Annotated in this window: 14 protein-coding genes; 5 read left to right on the top strand and 9 right to left on the bottom strand. The window is 53.1% G+C overall.

Annotation, left to right across the window (positions count from 1 at the left end; genetic code table 11):
- Positions 1–6: 6 nt before the first annotated feature.
- Positions 7–1,335 carry a glycoside-pentoside-hexuronide (GPH):cation symporter gene (locus tag AC007G_RS09525; RefSeq protein ID WP_228711480.1) on the bottom strand — a complete coding sequence of 443 codons (1,329 nt, stop codon included), beginning with the start codon at positions 1,333–1,335 and terminating at the stop codon, positions 7–9.
- A gap of 210 nt (positions 1,336–1,545) precedes the next feature.
- On the opposite strand from AC007G_RS09525, the gene AC007G_RS09520 reads away from it, so the two are divergent.
- Positions 1,546–2,406, top strand: coding sequence for a helix-turn-helix transcriptional regulator (locus tag AC007G_RS09520; RefSeq protein WP_046852040.1), 861 nt, complete (start codon positions 1,546–1,548; stop codon positions 2,404–2,406).
- A 42-nt stretch (positions 2,407–2,448) separates the two neighbouring features.
- On the opposite strand, the gene AC007G_RS09515 is transcribed toward AC007G_RS09520, so the two are convergent.
- Together AC007G_RS09515 and dusC are read right to left on the bottom strand one after the other, a co-directional pair.
- Positions 2,449–3,813, bottom strand: a complete 1,365-nt coding sequence (locus AC007G_RS09515) for a carbohydrate porin (RefSeq protein WP_032686711.1) — start codon at positions 3,811–3,813, stop codon at positions 2,449–2,451.
- A 353-nt stretch (positions 3,814–4,166) separates the two neighbouring features.
- Complete coding sequence (gene dusC, locus AC007G_RS09510) at positions 4,167–5,099, bottom strand: tRNA dihydrouridine(16) synthase DusC (protein ID WP_046852038.1); 933 nt, start codon at positions 5,097–5,099, stop codon at positions 4,167–4,169.
- 369 nt (positions 5,100–5,468) lie between these two features.
- On the opposite strand from dusC, the gene AC007G_RS09505 reads away from it, so the two are divergent.
- From AC007G_RS09505 to sanA, 4 genes are all read left to right on the top strand, one after another.
- Positions 5,469–5,876 (top strand): CidA/LrgA family protein, encoded by a 408-nt coding sequence (locus tag AC007G_RS09505; RefSeq protein ID WP_004864758.1) that lies wholly within the window; start codon positions 5,469–5,471, stop codon positions 5,874–5,876.
- Positions 5,866–6,561 carry a CidB/LrgB family autolysis modulator gene (locus tag AC007G_RS09500; protein WP_004864760.1) on the top strand — a complete coding sequence of 232 codons (696 nt, stop codon included), beginning with the start codon at positions 5,866–5,868 and terminating at the stop codon, positions 6,559–6,561. Before AC007G_RS09505 ends, AC007G_RS09500 begins: the two co-directional genes overlap by 11 nt.
- A gap of 127 nt (positions 6,562–6,688) precedes the next feature.
- On the top strand, positions 6,689–7,573 hold the full coding sequence (cdd, locus tag AC007G_RS09495) for a cytidine deaminase (protein WP_032686709.1): 885 nt from the start codon (positions 6,689–6,691) through the stop codon (positions 7,571–7,573).
- A gap of 126 nt (positions 7,574–7,699) precedes the next feature.
- Entirely contained in the window at positions 7,700–8,413 is a 714-nt protein-coding gene (gene sanA / locus AC007G_RS09490) for an outer membrane permeability protein SanA (RefSeq protein WP_004864763.1), read from the top strand.
- Between the two features lie 251 nt (positions 8,414–8,664).
- On the opposite strand, the gene mglC is transcribed toward sanA, so the two are convergent.
- The 6 genes from mglC to folE form a co-directional block, all read right to left on the bottom strand.
- On the bottom strand, positions 8,665–9,675 hold the full coding sequence (gene mglC / locus AC007G_RS09485) for a galactose/methyl galactoside ABC transporter permease MglC (RefSeq protein ID WP_004864765.1): 1,011 nt from the start codon (positions 9,673–9,675) through the stop codon (positions 8,665–8,667).
- A gap of 15 nt (positions 9,676–9,690) precedes the next feature.
- On the bottom strand, positions 9,691–11,211 hold the full coding sequence (gene mglA / locus AC007G_RS09480; protein ID WP_004864767.1) for a galactose/methyl galactoside ABC transporter ATP-binding protein MglA: 1,521 nt from the start codon (positions 11,209–11,211) through the stop codon (positions 9,691–9,693).
- Positions 11,212–11,388: 177 nt separating this feature from the next.
- A complete protein-coding gene (mglB, locus tag AC007G_RS09475) occupies positions 11,389–12,387 on the bottom strand; it encodes a galactose/glucose ABC transporter substrate-binding protein MglB (protein ID WP_004864769.1) in 999 nt (332 codons plus the stop codon).
- Positions 12,388–12,680: 293 nt separating this feature from the next.
- Positions 12,681–13,703, bottom strand: coding sequence for an HTH-type transcriptional regulator GalS (galS, locus tag AC007G_RS09470; RefSeq protein WP_032686708.1), 1,023 nt, complete (start codon positions 13,701–13,703; stop codon positions 12,681–12,683).
- Positions 13,704–13,858: 155 nt separating this feature from the next.
- Complete coding sequence (gene yeiB, locus AC007G_RS09465) at positions 13,859–15,016, bottom strand: DUF418 domain-containing protein YeiB (RefSeq protein ID WP_032686707.1); 1,158 nt, start codon at positions 15,014–15,016, stop codon at positions 13,859–13,861.
- 18 nt (positions 15,017–15,034) lie between these two features.
- Positions 15,035–15,703, bottom strand: a complete 669-nt coding sequence (gene folE / locus AC007G_RS09460; protein WP_004864775.1) for a GTP cyclohydrolase I FolE — start codon at positions 15,701–15,703, stop codon at positions 15,035–15,037.
- Positions 15,704–16,000: the final 297 nt, after the last annotated feature.

Raw genomic sequence — 16,000 nt, 5'->3', positions numbered from 1 at the left:
TTAAAATTATAACGTACTGGTTTTTTCCACCATCGCCAGCGAGCGATCGGATAAAGAATAACGGCGCATAATGAGCACCAACGCCAGCACCAGAACCGCCGGTAATATGGTAAAAATTAATTTAATTGTCAGAATTGCCGCCTGCGGTTGCTGCGCCGCGCCACCGATATAACCACTCCATGACAATAGCCAGCCCATCAGCGCACCGCCGATTGCAATACCTAATTTGATGGCAAAAAGATTGGTTGAAAAAACGATACCACTCATTTTCTTACCGGTATCTCTTTCAATCGCATCAACGACATCCGAAAGCATCGCCCACTGCAATGGCGTGGCCGCCAGTTGAATAAAATTAATCGCAATAATAAAAACAAAAATAATGATTAGCGACGACTGGGAAAAGAAATAGAGTAGCGCCAGTAATATCGCCTCGAGCAACATCGCCAGCTTAAATCCCCGAACCTTATCCATGCCACGAAAAATATAGACCGATAAAATGGTCCCGGCCAACCCGGAAACAATTGATATGGTGATCATCATGCTGCTCAGGTCGCTGCGTCGCAAAACGTAATTACAGAAGTAAATAATGATCCCCATTTTAAAGATAACCGCGACCAGATTGACGACGTTAAGCGTAAAGAGGATGCGCCAGTCCCGGTTTTTCAATAATATACGCAGATCCTGCAACAGACTCCCGCGATTGGCATCGATTGTCGCGATCGAGGTCTCTTTGGTCAGGAAGAAACAGAGGTAAAACAAAATAATACCCAGGCTGCTAATCAGCACCATGGCATAAAAATAGCCATTCTGGATATTTCCTTTCCCCAGCCATGCCACCGCAGGAAGCGCGGCCACTGAGACTAATAGCCCACCTGCGGAGCTCATGGCGAAGCGCCAGGATTGCAACGATACCCGTTCGACGGAGCTCTGGCTGATATTGTTAATCATCGCGCAATAGGGAACATTAATGGCGCTATATAACAGCGATAGCAGGGTATAAGAACAATAGGCGTAAATCAGCTTGCCGGTATAGGAAAAATCAGGCGTGTAAAAGGTCAGCATGCACATTACGCCAAACGGAATCGCAAACCACAGCAAATAAGGACGAAACTGGCCATATTTAGTGCGCGTGCGGTCAGTCACCGCGCCGATCCCCACATCAAAAAAAGCATCAATTACCCGAACGGCTAAAAACATCGTCCCCATATGCGCCGGTGACAAACCAAATATATCCGTATAAAAATAGGCCATAAATAACATGATGGATGACCATACCAAATTACAGGCGGTGTCTCCAAGTCCATAGCCCATTTTCTGATACCAGTTTAATGGCATTATTCTGTTCATTGATGATAGCCCCATACAAAGAAAGGTTGTTGCTGCTGACAAGGTCATTGTAGTCCCGTCGCCTCCCTCAATATGTATAAATAGAGGATAGCTATATAATAAAAGTGAACCTACCCTGTGATGGCTATCGCATTTACATTAAGAACGCTTTTTGTTTTATTTGCCGATCGGTATATAGTATAAAAAAGGAGGCGTTTTATGCATGATGACCCGGTAACATATGAAAATATCATTACGCTGACCCAAGAACTCTACTACCTGCAGCAATATCAGCTCCCCGAGTATTCTGGCGATGATGTAAAGACACATTTTCACTTTATGTATGAATTAATGTGGTTCGATCGTTCCTGTGGTTATTTTGGCATCAACGATCGGCAGATCCCGATAAAAAACGGCACGCTGATTTTCGTACCGGCGCTGATCCCCCATGCGATGTACCTGACCCCCGAGTACAATCACAACCGCTATCTGTTCCAGTTTGAATTTGATTTTCTCAATCCGCTGGCGGTGAGCCATTTTTCCCGACAAAAGGATCGCATCCGGGTTCTGTATCCGGATCCCGCGACCGGCGGGCAGTTGACGGCACTGTTTGACTGGGCCGTGAGTCTGGGAAAGAAAGCGGATAACCAGGCGGTATTTTTGAAAAGCATCGCTCTGCTGATGGAGTTCGTGTTCTCCCTGGACCACGATGATGAGACGTTCCCCCATGCTCCCGGCAGTGACTTTGTGAGCAGAGTGCGGCAATTAGTGTATGAGATTGAAGAGCATAAAGCCTGGGAGACCACCACGCTGGAGGCGGCGCAGCGGTGCCAGGTATCGAAGTCCTACTTTTCGCGCATGTTTAAGCAGCTGTTTAACATGACGTTCAAAGAGTATATTTTTCTGCGTAAGCTCAAGGTGGCGGTACAACTGCTGACCTCCAGCCAGCTAAAAATCGTTGATGTAGCCCAAACCGCGGGCTTTACCGATAGCGCCTATTTCTGTTTACGCTTCCGCCAGCACCTCGGCTGCACGCCGCTGGAATTTCGCGACCGTCTGGATAACCGACGCGTCGGATAACACCCGCCCGCACGGCGGGCAGATGTCCGTCGGCCTGTCGATTCAGAAAGTCACCACGGTTTTCCACTCGATTACCCAGGCATCCTGAGTCTGAGCGACGCCGCCCGGGCGATGCCAGTACTGCAGGCCTGGCTGCAGCTCAAGCCACGAAACCGGACGCAGGCGGTAGTACAGTTCAGCATTCACCGAATGCCCGGCCACCGGCTGATAGTTCGCCGCGTAGTAGTCCGTAGCTCCGCTGACCTCATTCATATACTGCTGGTTGCGCGCATAATGGTTGCTCATATCCATCCAGGTCAGGCCAAAGCCCAGCCAGTCTTGCGGGCGGGCGTCAAAGAGGCCGCGATAGCGCATTGATGCGGCCACGGAGGTATGGATGTAGTTGCTGCGCTGATCGCTATAGCTGCCGCTCAGCGAGACGCTCATCCCGCGGTCAGGGTCGTCGACATGGCGGGTTATCTGCTGGTTCATCCCGGCATACAGAAACCAGGTGCTATCGTGTTGCGCATATCCTTGTGGGTCAGTGGCTCCGGGGCCGCCGGATTTTCCGGTATACAGATCGCTCTGCGGCGCGTTGGTGTAGAGCACACCGAGGTTATACGCGCCGGAGAGGCCGTTGATTACCGGCCGCGCTTCAATCTCTACCGGCAGCAGAATGCCTTTACTGCCTTTTGTCGACCAGCTCCACGCGTGGCTGCGGGAGGAGGCCTCCGGGTTTTGCTCCATGACACCGCCCTTCAGCGTCAGCGTCGGGGTCAGCTTATATTCCACGGTCGTTCCCCAGGTATGGACGTTCCAGTTGTTCCAGGTCATCGAGTTGGCGGACTTACCGCCGCACTGTGAAAGCAGCTGGAAATCGCAGGGGATAATCTGATCGAAGGTCTGCACCTTATTCATCATGCCGATACGCCACGTCAGACGGCGGTCATCGAAGCTACGGGCAAAGGTCAGCCAGCCAAGACGAGTAATCGACTGACCTCCCCAGCTCTCCTGTGCCAGATCGTTAAAATTAACCCGCGGATCCTGCAACCGCTGGGTGGTCAGGTTGTCATCGTGGTTACGGTTAACGATATTTCCCTCGATGCGTGCATCCGGGATCCCGGTCCAGCGCTCCAGGTCCTGCGTAAAGGTCAGAGCGACCTGATCGATATAAGCCAGCTGTTTGTCATGATTATATCCGCCACCGGCGTTGTAACCCATTTCATTGAGGTAACCGAGATTATAATTAAATCCGTTATCTTCAAGGATTGGACGAATCCCTGACATCTCTCCGAGCAGACCTTTTTGCGGGTTCTCAAAACCTAATACCGTACCGTTCCATTTTTCCGTTTCCGCGGCAAAAGCGCCGGGAGTTAACAGAGAAAATGTCACTATCAACAGGAGGTGATTTATTTTTTTGTTGTGCATAATGATATCCGTTGTGACTGAATAAGGGTAATAGCTGGCCCCAGGCAATAAACCCGCCCGTTTTTGGTCTTTATATTTATTTTTTCAATACCTGGCCCGCCAGCCATTCAACTGCTTTGTTGAAGCAACCGGACAGGTCATAACTTATTGTTTTAAATAACCATTTTATTCCTCAAAAATAAAAGGCAAAAAAAAACCTAAGCACTCCAGCCACGAATGGCGGAAGTGCTTAGGTTTTGCCTGTATCAGTAGCAACCCTGAATATATGACTAGCACAATATCACTCAGCGACAGAAATTCCCATCAGCAGATGGTCCCGAAGTAATAAAGTGTGAGCGATTTAACAATCTTTCCTAATAACGGGCAATGGCTCCCGCAATGTCCGCCGAGGTTTTCAGTGTGCGTATTTCATTAAACACGACCAGCGCCTCATCATATTCTTTGCGCAAATAACTGAGCCACTGTTTAATTCGCGCAACATGATACAGCCCGGTATCGCCCTGTTTTTCCAGACGCGTATATTTTTTCAGTAGCTCCACGACCTGCGGCCACGGCATGCGCGGTTCATTATATTTGATGACCCGGCTTAAATTTGGCACGTTCAGCGCGCCGCGACCAATCATCAGCGAGTCGCAGCCGGTGACCGCCAGACACTCCTGTGCGCTTTGCCAGTCCCAGATTTCGCCGTTAGCGACAACCGGAATTGACAGCCGCTGGCGGATTTCGCCAATCGCCGCCCAGTTGATCCGCTCCGCTTTATAAGCGTCTTCTTTCGTGCGTCCGTGAACCACGAGCTCCGTCGCGCCGGCCTGCTCTACCGCATCGGCAATTTCGAACTGGCGTGCGCCGCTGTCCCAGCCCAGGCGAATTTTGACCGTCACCGGCAGATGATCCGGTACCGCTTCGCGCATCGCTTTTGCGCCACGATAGATAAGCTCCGGATCTTTAAGCAGCGTCGCCCCGCCGCCGCTGCCGTTCACCAGCTTTGACGGACAGCCGCAGTTCAAGTCGACGCCCCATGAGCCCAGCTCCACCGCCCGCGCGGCATTTTCCGCCAGCCATTGCGGATATTGCCCCAGCAGCTGCACCCGGACGCGGGTGCCGGAAGGCGTGCGGCTTTGATGATGGAGTTCCGGGCACAGTTTATAGAACGATTTTACCGGCAGCAGCTGATCCACCACCCGCAGAAACTCGGTGATGCAGAGATCGTAATCGTTAACCTCGGTCAGCAGCTCGCGCACCAGCGAATCGAGCACGCCTTCCATCGGCGCCAGTAATACACGCATATTGTTACCCGGAAAAAAAAGAGGCGCTATGGTAGCGCCTCTGTGCGTCGGTTGAAAGATCTCAATGTGGCTCGGCTGCGCTTACCGGTCGAAACGTGTGATAAGGCAGGGATAGCGCCATGCGTATCAGGCTTAATTTGCCGCGCAGCGAACAGCAGGGTTGTGCCGGAGCGGCGGGGCTAAAGCGCGATCCCCCGCTCTCCCTGAGCCGTTTTCACTATTATTTATCGCAGGATTCATCAACATGCATTCCGCATGCCCGAAGGTTCCATTACTCTATTCAATCTATGCCTGGAATTCATGATGTGATCGGTAGCACATTTCAAGGTTTAATTGTATGATGAATACGGTTCATCAAGGGTTATTACCATGAGTAAATCGCTGAATATTATCTGGCAGTACCTGCGGGCTTTTGTCCTGATCTATGCTTGTTTATACGCCGGGATTTTTATTGCTTCCCTGCTGCCCATTACCATTCCCGGCAGCATCATCGGCATGCTGATTTTGTTCGTTCTTCTGGCGCTACAGATTATGCCACCGAAATGGGTCAACCCCGGCTGCAACATCTTGATTCGCTATATGGCGCTGCTGTTTGTGCCCATCGGCGTTGGCGTCATGCAATACTGGGATCTGCTGCGTGCGCAGCTTGGCCCGGTGGCAATCTCCTGCACGATCAGTACATTAGTGGTCTTCCTGGTGGTGAGCTGGAGCTCACATCTGGTTCACGGCGAGCGTAAAGTGGTCGGTCAAACAGAGGACGTCAAAGATGATGCATGAAATCTGGTGGTCCTTGCCGCTGACGCTGATCGTTTTTTTCCTCGCCCGCAAGCTGGCCGCGCGGTTTAAATTTCCGCTGCTAAATCCTCTGCTGGTGGCGATGGTCGTGATCATCCCCTTTTTGTTACTCAGCGGTATCTCCTACGATCGCTATTTTCAGGGCAGTAAAATTCTCAACGATTTACTTCAGCCTGCGGTTGTGGCGCTGGCCTTCCCGTTGTATGAGCAGCTGCACCAGATCCGCGCCCGCTGGAAATCGATCATTACGATCTGCTTTATCGGTAGCGTCGTCGCGATGGTGACCGGCACCACCGTTGCGCTGCTGCTCGGGGCGACACCGCAAATCGCCGCGTCCATTATGCCGAAATCGGTCACCACACCGATTGCTATGGCGGTCAGCGGGAGCATTGGCGGTATTCCGGCCATCAGCGCGGTGTGCGTTATTTTCGTGGGGATTCTCGGCGCGGTTTTTGGCCACAGCCTGCTTAACCTGATGCGCATTCGCACCAAAGCCTCGCGCGGCCTGTCAATGGGGACCGCATCGCATGCCCTGGGAACCGCCCGCTGCGCGGAGCTGGATTATCAGGAAGGGGCGTTCAGCTCCCTGGCGCTGGTGCTGTGCGGGATTATCACGTCGCTGGTGGCCCCCTTTTTGTTCCCGCTGATTCTGGCTATCGTGGGATAAATGTGATTTACATCACATTTATTGGTGCAACATAAACATGTTGCATAAACAATGAGATATTAATCACATATACGGGCTACCCCCGCCCGTACACTAGATTCCCATTACATTGTTATGAGGCAACGCCATGCACCCACGTTTTCAAGCTGCTCTTCCCCTTCTGGCGGCAGACCTGCAAGCGGCCATCGCACCAATGCTGATCGACCCGCACTTCCCGGCTTTGCTGGATGCCGGCCAGGTCGCGACGCTGCGGAACGCAACGGGCCTTGATGAAGACGCGCTGGCCTTTGCGCTGCTGCCGCTCGCGGCGGCCTGTGCGCGCGCCGACCTCTCCCATTTTAACGTTGGCGCCATCGCTCGCGGCATTAGCGGTAGCTGGTATTTTGGCGGCAACATGGAGTTCCTCGGCGCCACGATGCAGCAAACCGTGCACGCCGAGCAAAGCGCCATTAGCCACGCGTGGCTGCGCGGCGAACAGTCGCTGAATGCCATTACCGTCAACTACACCCCCTGCGGTCACTGTCGTCAGTTTATGAATGAGCTGAACAGCAGCCAGGTCCTGCGTATTCATCTGCCGGGTCGCGAAGCGCATTCGCTGCAGCACTATCTGCCGGATGCCTTCGGTCCGAAGGACCTCGAGATTAAAACGCTGCTGATGGATGAACAGGATCATGGTTTCCCGCTGACCGGCGACACTCTGGCGCAGGCGGCCATTCAGGCAGCCAACCGCTGCCATATGCCCTACAGCCACTCACCTTCCGGCGTGGCGCTGGAGTTGAAAGACGGCACCATTTTCGCCGGTAGCTATGCGGAAAACGCGGCGTTTAACCCGACGCTGCCGCCGCTGCAGGGAGCGCTCAACCTGCTGAGCCTCAACGGATATGACTATCCGGATATTCAGCGCGCCATTCTGGCTGAGAAAGCCGATGCGGCGCTGATTCAGTGGGATGCAACCGTCGCAACGCTGAAAGCGTTGGGTTGTCACAATATTGATCGCGTCCTGCTCGGCTAAATGACCCGCCATGCGGGCCCCATCGGCCCGCATTGTTGAAAATCCCCGCAATTAAACGATGGTTTCTTGCTCTTGCCCGGCGGGTAAAGTAGCCTGATAGCTCCATTGTCCACATGAGTCAGGTGAATGTTAAAGCGTGTGTTATACAGCCTGTTAGTCCTGTTCGGCCTGCTGCTGTTGACCGTGCTGGGTCTTGACCGTTGGATGAGCTGGAAAACCGCTCCCTATATCTATGATGAACTCCAGGATCTGCCCTACCGCCAGGTGGGGGTGGTGCTCGGTACTGCCAAGTACTATCGCACCGGAGTGATTAATCAGTATTATCGCTATCGTATTCAGGGGGCGCTGAACGCTTACAATAGCGGCAAGGTAAACTACCTGCTGCTCAGCGGCGATAATGCGCTGCAAAGCTACAACGAACCGATGACCATGCGCCGCGATTTAATCAAAGGCGGCGTCGACCCCGCCGATATCGTGCTCGATTACGCCGGGTTCCGTACCCTCGACTCTATCGTGCGCACCCGCAAGGTTTTCGATACTAACGACTTTATTATCATTACCCAGCGCTTCCACTGCGAACGAGCGCTGTTTATCGCCCTGCATATGGGGATCCAGGCGCAGTGTTACGCCGTACCTTCGCCGAAAGATATGTGGAACGTGCGTTTACGCGAGTTTGGCGCCCGGTTTGGCGCGCTGGCAGATTTGTACGTGTTCAAACGCGAACCCCGCTTTTTAGGGCCGCTGATACCGATACCAACTTTGCAGGAAGTGCCTGAGGGAGCGCAGTCCTATCCTGCCGTCACGCCAGAACAGCTGCTGGAACTGCAAAAGAGTAAGTGACGGTCGTTGATGACGGCATGCTTTCCCCCGGCCCGTTCGCCATCCCCTTCTGCAGAATGCCGCCTTGCGCGGTAAGCCGTTTATCGTAGCCTGGTTCAGGTAAACGGTAGTTTGGGCTAAGCGCACTCTACGACATGTCCCCCAGCAACCGGACTGAGGCCGCGGCAACAATCTCCCACTTTCGCCCAGGCCGTGATCAAAAGACGAAAAAAAGCCCGCGCCAATGGCGCGGGCAGGATAACAACGGACGATTATTTTTTGCGCGCGTATTTCAACGAATCCAGCGCCACGGCGAAGATAATGATCGCCCCTTTGATGATGTACTGCCAGTAGGGGTTTACGCCGATATAGGTCAGGCCGTAGTTGATAACGGTGAAGATGATCACCCCGGTCACCACACCAAGCACCGTACCCACACCGCCGCTGAACGACACGCCGCCGACGACGCAGGCCGCAATCGCATCCAGTTCATACATAAAGCCGAGGTTGTTGGTGGCCGAACCGATACGCCCGGCCTCCAGCAGACCGCCAAAAGCATAGAACACACCGGACAGGGCATAAATCATCAGCAGGTTCAGCGCCACGTTCACGCCAGAAACCTTCGCCGCTTCCGGGTTACCGCCGATGGCAAAAATATTTTTACCAAAACGGGTTTTATTCCACAGGATCCACACGAAGAACACCGCAATCGCCGCGTAGAACGTAATGTACGACAGGCGGAACGATCCCAGCGCGATAAACCCTTGCGCGAAGTGCGAGAAGTGGCTGTCAAAGCCGGAAATAGGCGATGCGCCGACAAAATCGTAGTACAGGGAGTTGATGCCGTAGACAATGATCATCGTACCGAGGGTGGTGATAAACGGCGTCACGTTCAGATACGCGATAATGATCCCGTTAATCAGCCCGATAACCGCACCGATCGCGCAGACCAGCAGGATCACCAGCGGAATCGGCATGGTCGCCATCTCCGGGAACACCTTGTTGGCATTATCGACCGCCTGGAGCATGGTTGCGGCGATAACCGCCGCCAGCCCGACCTGGCGACCGGCAGAGAGGTCGGTACCCTGGGTCACAATCAGCCCGGCAACGCCGAGCGCGATAATAATACGCACCGAAGACTGAGTCAGGATGTTACTCAAGTTCAGCAAACTTAAGAACGTCGGGTCCTGGAAAATAATAATCGCCAGCAAAACCAAAAGAACAACGTAAATCCCACCGTCTTTCAGGTACGTGAGAAAACTTTTTTTATTTAACGCACTCATGAGAAGCCCCTGCTCTTAAAGATGCAACGACGCAAGACGTAAAATTTCGTTCTGCGTAGTAGTTTTTGTCTCAACAATTCCGGCAACAAGACCGTTGCTCATAACCAGAATACGGTCGGTAATACCCAGCAGCTCCGGCATCTCGGAGGAAATAATGATGATCCCTTTATTTTTCTTCGCCAGCTCAGCAATCAGCTGATAAATTTCGAACTTCGCGCCAACATCAATCCCGCGCGTGGGTTCATCAAGCATCAGAATTTCCGGCTGGGTTAAAAGCCAGCGACCAATAATAACCTTTTGCTGGTTACCACCGGACAACGAACCAATTTGCGTATGCTGGCCGGGGGTTTTCACGCGCATCGAGTCAATCACCCACTGGGTATCGCTTTTCATGCGGGAATTGTCCAGCAGACCCACCTTGTTTTTATATTTCTTAATATTAGAGATCAGCGAGTTAAAGCCGATATCCAGATAAGCATAAATACCGGTGGAACGGCGTTCTTCGGTGACTAACGCAAAACCATGGTTAATTGCTTCATTCGCGCTATGGTTATTAATCTTCTTGCCGTGCAGCGTAATCGTGCCGCCTGATTTTTCGCGGATCCCGAAAAGTGTTTCGACAATATCGGTACGCTTCGCTCCCACCAGCCCGGCGATACCGAGGATCTCTCCTTTTCGCAGATCGAAGGAGACATCGCGAATCGATGGCTGACGCAGCGAGGTCAGGTTGCGCACTTCCAGAATGGTTTCACCCGGCGTATTGTGCTTCTCCGGGAAGCGCTGGGTTAACGAGCGCCCCACCATCATGGCGATGATCTTATCCATATCCAGGCCTTCCAGCGGCTGGGTGGCAATCCACTGACCATCACGCAAAATCGTTATTTCATCGCACAGCTGGAAGATCTCTTCCATCTTGTGAGAAATATAGACAATACCGCAGCCGCGTTCTTTCAGCTTACGGATAATCTTAAACAGGTGATTAACTTCTTTCTCCGTCAGTGATGACGTAGGCTCATCCATAATGACAATTTTCGCGTCATAAGAAAATGCCTTGGCGATTTCAATCATCTGCATCTGCGATACTGATAACGTGCCGACGCGGGCGCGCGGATCGATATCAATATCCAGTTCATCAAATATCCCCTTGGTATCGCGATACATTTTTTCCTGATCGACAAACACGCCTTTAGTGGGATAACGCCCCAGCCACATGTTGTCCATCACCGAACGTTGCAATACCAGGTTTAACTCCTGGTGAACCATTGAAATACCGTTTTCCAACGCTTCTTTCGCTGAATGGAAATCGATCTCTTTTCCCTGAAAAAGAATACTACCGGAATCTTTTTGATAGATTCCAAAAAGGCATTTTAATAATGTCGACTTACCCGCACCGTTCTCTCCCATTAATGCATGAATAGAATGAGGACGGACTTTCAGATTGACATTATCGAGTGCCTTGACGCCAGGAAACGATTTGTTGATATTGCTCATTTCCAACAAGAATTCGCCTGACCGTTCGCTATTATTGCTGACCATAGTTATACCTGGCTGCGTTCATGCACACCCCTACCGACGCATACGCGTCGCCATCGGGGTCGGGTTCTGTATCAGGAATAATCGGGCGCGAATATCCGGAGTATTTCAGGTTGCCGCCGCCTTCGCTTTTCGGCAACCCGACCTGTTCCGGGAGAGCTCACGCCCGTAACTCAATAATTATTTACCGATAAACTGGCTCAGATTGTCTTTATCTACGCCAACATAAGGTACGCGGACGATCTTATTCTCAATCTTCCAGTTAGTACCCGCTGCCGCTTCTTTACCATCGGCCAGGTTTTTCGCCAGATCGAAGGTCGCCTTCGCCTGGTTGTTAGCATCGTTCAGCACCGTACCGGCCATCGCGCCAGATTTTACCAGCGCCAGCGCTTCAGGCAGGGCATCGACGCCGAATACCGGAATGCTGCTCTTATTGTGGGCCTTCAGCGCTTCAACCGCGCCCATTGCCATCGCATCGTTGTTGGCGATAACCACTTCAATTTTGTTAGCGTTCGGACCAGACAGCCAGGCATCCATCTTATCTTTCGCCTGAGCGGTATCCCACATCGCGGTGTCCATCTGCAGCTGCTGAGTCTTCAGACCTTTGTCATTCAGCTCTTTCACCACGTAGGTGGTACGCGCTTCAGCATCCGGGTGGCCCGGCTCGCCTTTCAGCAGGACATACTGAATCTGACCGTCTTTGTTCAGATCCCAGTTCGGATTGGCTTTCCAGTGCTTGGCAATCAGGTCGCCCTGAATAATCCCGGACTCTTTGGAGTCAGTACCGACGTAGAAGGCTTTGTCATAGCTGTCCAGCGCTTTGCGAGACGGCTCTTTGTTAAAGAACACCACCGGTACGTTCTGGCCGCGCGCTTTTTCGATAACGGTGCCAGCCGCTGCCGGGTCCACCAGGTTAATCGCCAGCGCCTTCACCCCTTTTGCCAGCAGGACGTCAATCTGATCGTTTTGTTTGGACTGGTCATTCTGCGAGTCATTCATCAGCAGCTGAACGTCCGGCGCTGATTTGCCGTCTTTCTCAATCGCCTTGCGCACGACCGACATAAAGTTGTCGTCATATTTATAAATGGTTACGCCGATGCGGGTATCCGCTGCGTGTGCCGCGGCGCCAAATAACATGCTAGCCATAACAGCAGACAGGGTTAACACCTTCTTATTCATGGAATCTCCGGTTTTATTATGCAGGGTCGTTGGTGTGAAAATAGCTGGCGGGGACTTGTTACATTAGTGTTACCGCACAACAACATTCACGACTGTAAATTCTGTCTTCCGTGTAGGGTAACGCTCCAGAAATACGACTTAATTAAGCGTTTAGCGCCTTATTCCTACGGTAAAAGTGATTAATCACCGTGACATAGTGGTTCAGACTGGTAAACGAGGCCATCATAATCAGTTGAATGTTAATATACTGTGAATTTACTCACAGATTGAAAGCGGTTACATAAGGCACATCATCAGTTAGTGATCGGCCCCGCAATTTGCCGCGGCATCACCGAATGACGGCGCACCAGCGTTGGCATAAAGCAATGACGCGCTTCATGATCCAGTTTGCCTGCCGCCCCCAGCAGCGCCAGCTCCGTTGCCAGCTTCGCCATTGACATAACAGGATAGCGCACGGTCGTCAGCTGTGGGTCGGTGTAACGAGAAATCGGGATGTCGTCAAAACCGATCAGCGACAAATGCTGCGGTACCGCAATGCCGTTATCTTTGAGCGTCGTCAGCGCCCCGGCCGCCATGCTGTCATTGTAGGCAAAGACCGCGGTCAGGCCTAAATTGCGCCCCAGCAGCTCAACCATAGCCGCTTCTCCGCCCTGCATATCCGGCGTGCCCGAGCCGATCCAGCTGTCTGGCGCGATAATGTTTTGTTCCTGTAACGCCTTAATCCACCCTTCCCGGCGCATATCGTCATCTTCAATGCCATGGTTTGAGGAGAGGTAGCCGATTCGCTGGTGGCCGTGGTTCAGCAGCATCCGTGTGGCCATCAGCGCCCCGCTGACGTTATCCAGCCCCACGCAGCGGTGCGCGTAGCCGGGCACAATGCGGTTAATCAGCACCATCCCCGGGATATGCTCCATAAAGTCGCCAAGCTCTTCATCGCTGAGGGCTTTGGAATGTACGATAAGCGCGGAACAGCGCTGGCGAATCAGTACCTCGATGGCATGACGCTCTTTTTCCGCCTCATGGTAGCTATTGCCGATCAACACATATTTCTGGTGCTGCTGAGCGACCGTATCCACCGCTTTGACCAGCGCGCCGAAAAAGGCATCCGACACATCCATCACCACCACGCCAATGGTGTCGCTGACCTGTGTCGCCAGCGCCTGCGCGTTGGCGTTCGGCCGGTAGCCCAGCTGCGTTACCGCTTTCATTACATTTTCCCGCGTATCCGGGCTCACCAGCGCGCTGTTGTTCAGCACGCGCGAGACGGTCGCCACGGAAACGCCCGCCTGACGGGCGACATCACGAATGGTGATCATGCTTACCGCCCTTAAGAGAATTGCAATACGTCACACCCACCTCCTGTGTTCAGCAAGGTGGCTATTCTGGCAGCGACGTGCTGCACGCTACGTGAGTGATGTCACAAGCCTGGAAACGGTTACATCCGTTTTGTTAATGATTGTGATCGAGATCGTTATCTGGATGTGTTTTTTAGTGATGTCCCCGACGCACGCAGGGTCAACTGACGCCACAGCCATTCCACCGGCCCCTGACGGAAATGGCGTAGCCAAAAGAGAGAGAAGGTCATATTTACCGCCCAGACCGGGACAACGAAAGCCAACAGCTGCAGGCGGTCAAACTTCATAAACAGGCCAAAACGGTAAAAAATAGTGGTGCAGATCAGCGTTTGCAGCAGATAGTTGGTAAGCGCCATCCGCCCGACGCAGGCGATAGCCCCCACCAGCCGCAGCCTGCACAGCTGCGGCCAGAAGCCCCATGCCAGCGAGGCATAGCCTATTGTCTGCAGCGGCGCCCCCAGCTCGCGAGGAGCCTGTAACAGGAACGCACACCAGCGAGGATTCCACCCCAGATGCCACTGGGCAAAAATAGCCGGCAGATTGACGACCATGCCGGCGACAATCAGCAGTGCGCCGGTGCGGCGATAGTGGCTGAGGCTAAACTGCCCTTTTAACCAGCCGCTGCGCATCAGCGCCGCGCCCATCAGCATCATCCCCGCCAGCTGCCAGCCGTACTGCGCCCCCAGCGCCAGCAGGTTATCAGAGAGCATATCGGCACGGTTGCTGACCGCCTCCAGCCCACCGTTCAGCTTCCAGTATTGCTCATACTGTAAATTCGCCGCATCGGGCACCCATGAACGGTTTGGCGCATCGCCAGAAATCACACCGAGCAGCACGAGTACCGCAACACCGATGACGTAGAGCACGACGCCGGTGTTAAACAGCGATTTGATGTGATGCGCATCGCGCACCATGCGCCACGCCACCAGCCCCACTAGCGCATAGGCCAGCAGGATATCGCCATCCCAGAAAAACAGACCGTGGATAAAACCCAGCAGCGCCAGGAGCGTGAGGCGCGACTGGATCCAGCGCTTGCCGCGAGGCAGCAGCATCTGTAATCCGGCGCCAAACAGCAAGGCAAACAGCGTCAGGAATTTGACCTGCGCAAACAGATCGAGAATCGCCCAGGTCCAGGCGTCACTGAGGGAAAGGCTCCCGGACCACGCCGGGTTAAGGTAGGCGGCCTTCGGCAAGCCGAAGGCGCTGATATTGAGAAGCAGGATCCCGAGGATGGCGACGCCGCGCACAAAGTCCAGCGTGACATTTCGCTCCATCTGCCCTGCTCCGTATTTTTAGTTGTGGTGACGTACGGCGCGCAGGAACTCCTGGCGAGTATTCTGACTGGATTTAAACAGGCCGCCCAGTGAGGTCGTCGTCGTGGCGCTGGTGGCATCACGGATACCGCGCGCTTTGACGCAGTAATGCACCGCATCAATGGATACCGCAACGTTGCTGGTGCCCAGCAGCGTCTGCAGCGCCGTTAAAATCTGCTGAGTCAGTCGCTCCTGCACCTGCGGGCGCTGAGAGAAGAACTGCACGATACGGTTGATTTTCGACAGGCCGATGACCGAATCTTTCGGGATATAGGCTACCGTCGCTTTCCCATCAATAGTGACAAAGTGGTGTTCACAGGTGCTGGTCAAGGTAATATCGCGCACGGTTACCATTTCATCGACCTGCATCTTGTTTTCGATAACGGTGATTTTTGGGAACCTGGCATAATCCAGCCCGGAAAAAATCTCATCGACGTACATTTTCGCGATGCGTCGTGGCGTTTCCATCAGGCTGTCATCAGTTAGATCAAGATTCAGCAGTTGCATAATCTCGGTCATGTGTCCGGCAATCAAGCTCTTGCGAGTTTCATTATCAATTTCTTGTACTGGCGGACGCAGCGGCGTCTCCAGCCCACGAGCGACCAGCGCTTCATGAACGAGTATGGCTTCTTTACTCAGTGCTGACATTTAGGTTCTCCTGCAGGTGTGGCGCTCTTTGCTCTTCTGCGGGCAAAGTTTGCATTCATTGTGCGTGAGGTGGCGCACATAATCTAGTAGCCGAAACGATAATTATTGAAATTTGCGTGAGCTATTGATCCCTCGCGACGGGCCCCGCCTGCCGCTGATTAAACTCGCCCTGTCCGCCTTTCACTCAGCCGCTTACCGCTACGCGGTATTGCGCCATTTCCCGCGGGCGGGCATGTTGGCTAAAAGTTGCATTAATGATGCAATATGTTCCTCAAGGGAGGAAGTGAAAGTTGCTCA

It is taken from the genome of Klebsiella sp. CSG-1, from assembly GCF_056521145.1.
The sequence above is the reverse complement of the archived record's forward strand: the minus strand, read 5'-3'. Positions and strand labels throughout refer to the sequence as shown.

Excerpts from the sequence above, each read along its gene's own strand:
- AC007G_RS09525 (WP_228711480.1), bottom strand. The coding sequence starts at position 1,335 with ATGCCATTAAACTGGTATCAGAAAATGGGCTATGGACTTGGAGACACC.
- AC007G_RS09520 (WP_046852040.1), top strand. The coding sequence starts at position 1,546 with ATGCATGATGACCCGGTAACATATGAAAATATCATTACGCTGACCCAA.
- AC007G_RS09515 (WP_032686711.1), bottom strand. The coding sequence starts at position 3,813 with ATGCACAACAAAAAAATAAATCACCTCCTGTTGATAGTGACATTTTCT.
- dusC (WP_046852038.1), bottom strand. The coding sequence starts at position 5,099 with ATGCGTGTATTACTGGCGCCGATGGAAGGCGTGCTCGATTCGCTGGTG.
- AC007G_RS09505 (WP_004864758.1), top strand. The coding sequence starts at position 5,469 with ATGAGTAAATCGCTGAATATTATCTGGCAGTACCTGCGGGCTTTTGTC.
- AC007G_RS09500 (WP_004864760.1), top strand. The coding sequence starts at position 5,866 with ATGATGCATGAAATCTGGTGGTCCTTGCCGCTGACGCTGATCGTTTTT.
- cdd (WP_032686709.1), top strand. The coding sequence starts at position 6,689 with ATGCACCCACGTTTTCAAGCTGCTCTTCCCCTTCTGGCGGCAGACCTG.
- sanA (WP_004864763.1), top strand. The coding sequence starts at position 7,700 with ATGTTAAAGCGTGTGTTATACAGCCTGTTAGTCCTGTTCGGCCTGCTG.
- mglC (WP_004864765.1), bottom strand. The coding sequence starts at position 9,675 with ATGAGTGCGTTAAATAAAAAAAGTTTTCTCACGTACCTGAAAGACGGT.
- mglA (WP_004864767.1), bottom strand. The coding sequence starts at position 11,211 with ATGGTCAGCAATAATAGCGAACGGTCAGGCGAATTCTTGTTGGAAATG.
- mglB (WP_004864769.1), bottom strand. The coding sequence starts at position 12,387 with ATGAATAAGAAGGTGTTAACCCTGTCTGCTGTTATGGCTAGCATGTTA.
- galS (WP_032686708.1), bottom strand. The coding sequence starts at position 13,703 with ATGATCACCATTCGTGATGTCGCCCGTCAGGCGGGCGTTTCCGTGGCG.
- yeiB (WP_032686707.1), bottom strand. The coding sequence starts at position 15,016 with ATGGAGCGAAATGTCACGCTGGACTTTGTGCGCGGCGTCGCCATCCTC.
- folE (WP_004864775.1), bottom strand. The coding sequence starts at position 15,703 with ATGTCAGCACTGAGTAAAGAAGCCATACTCGTTCATGAAGCGCTGGTC.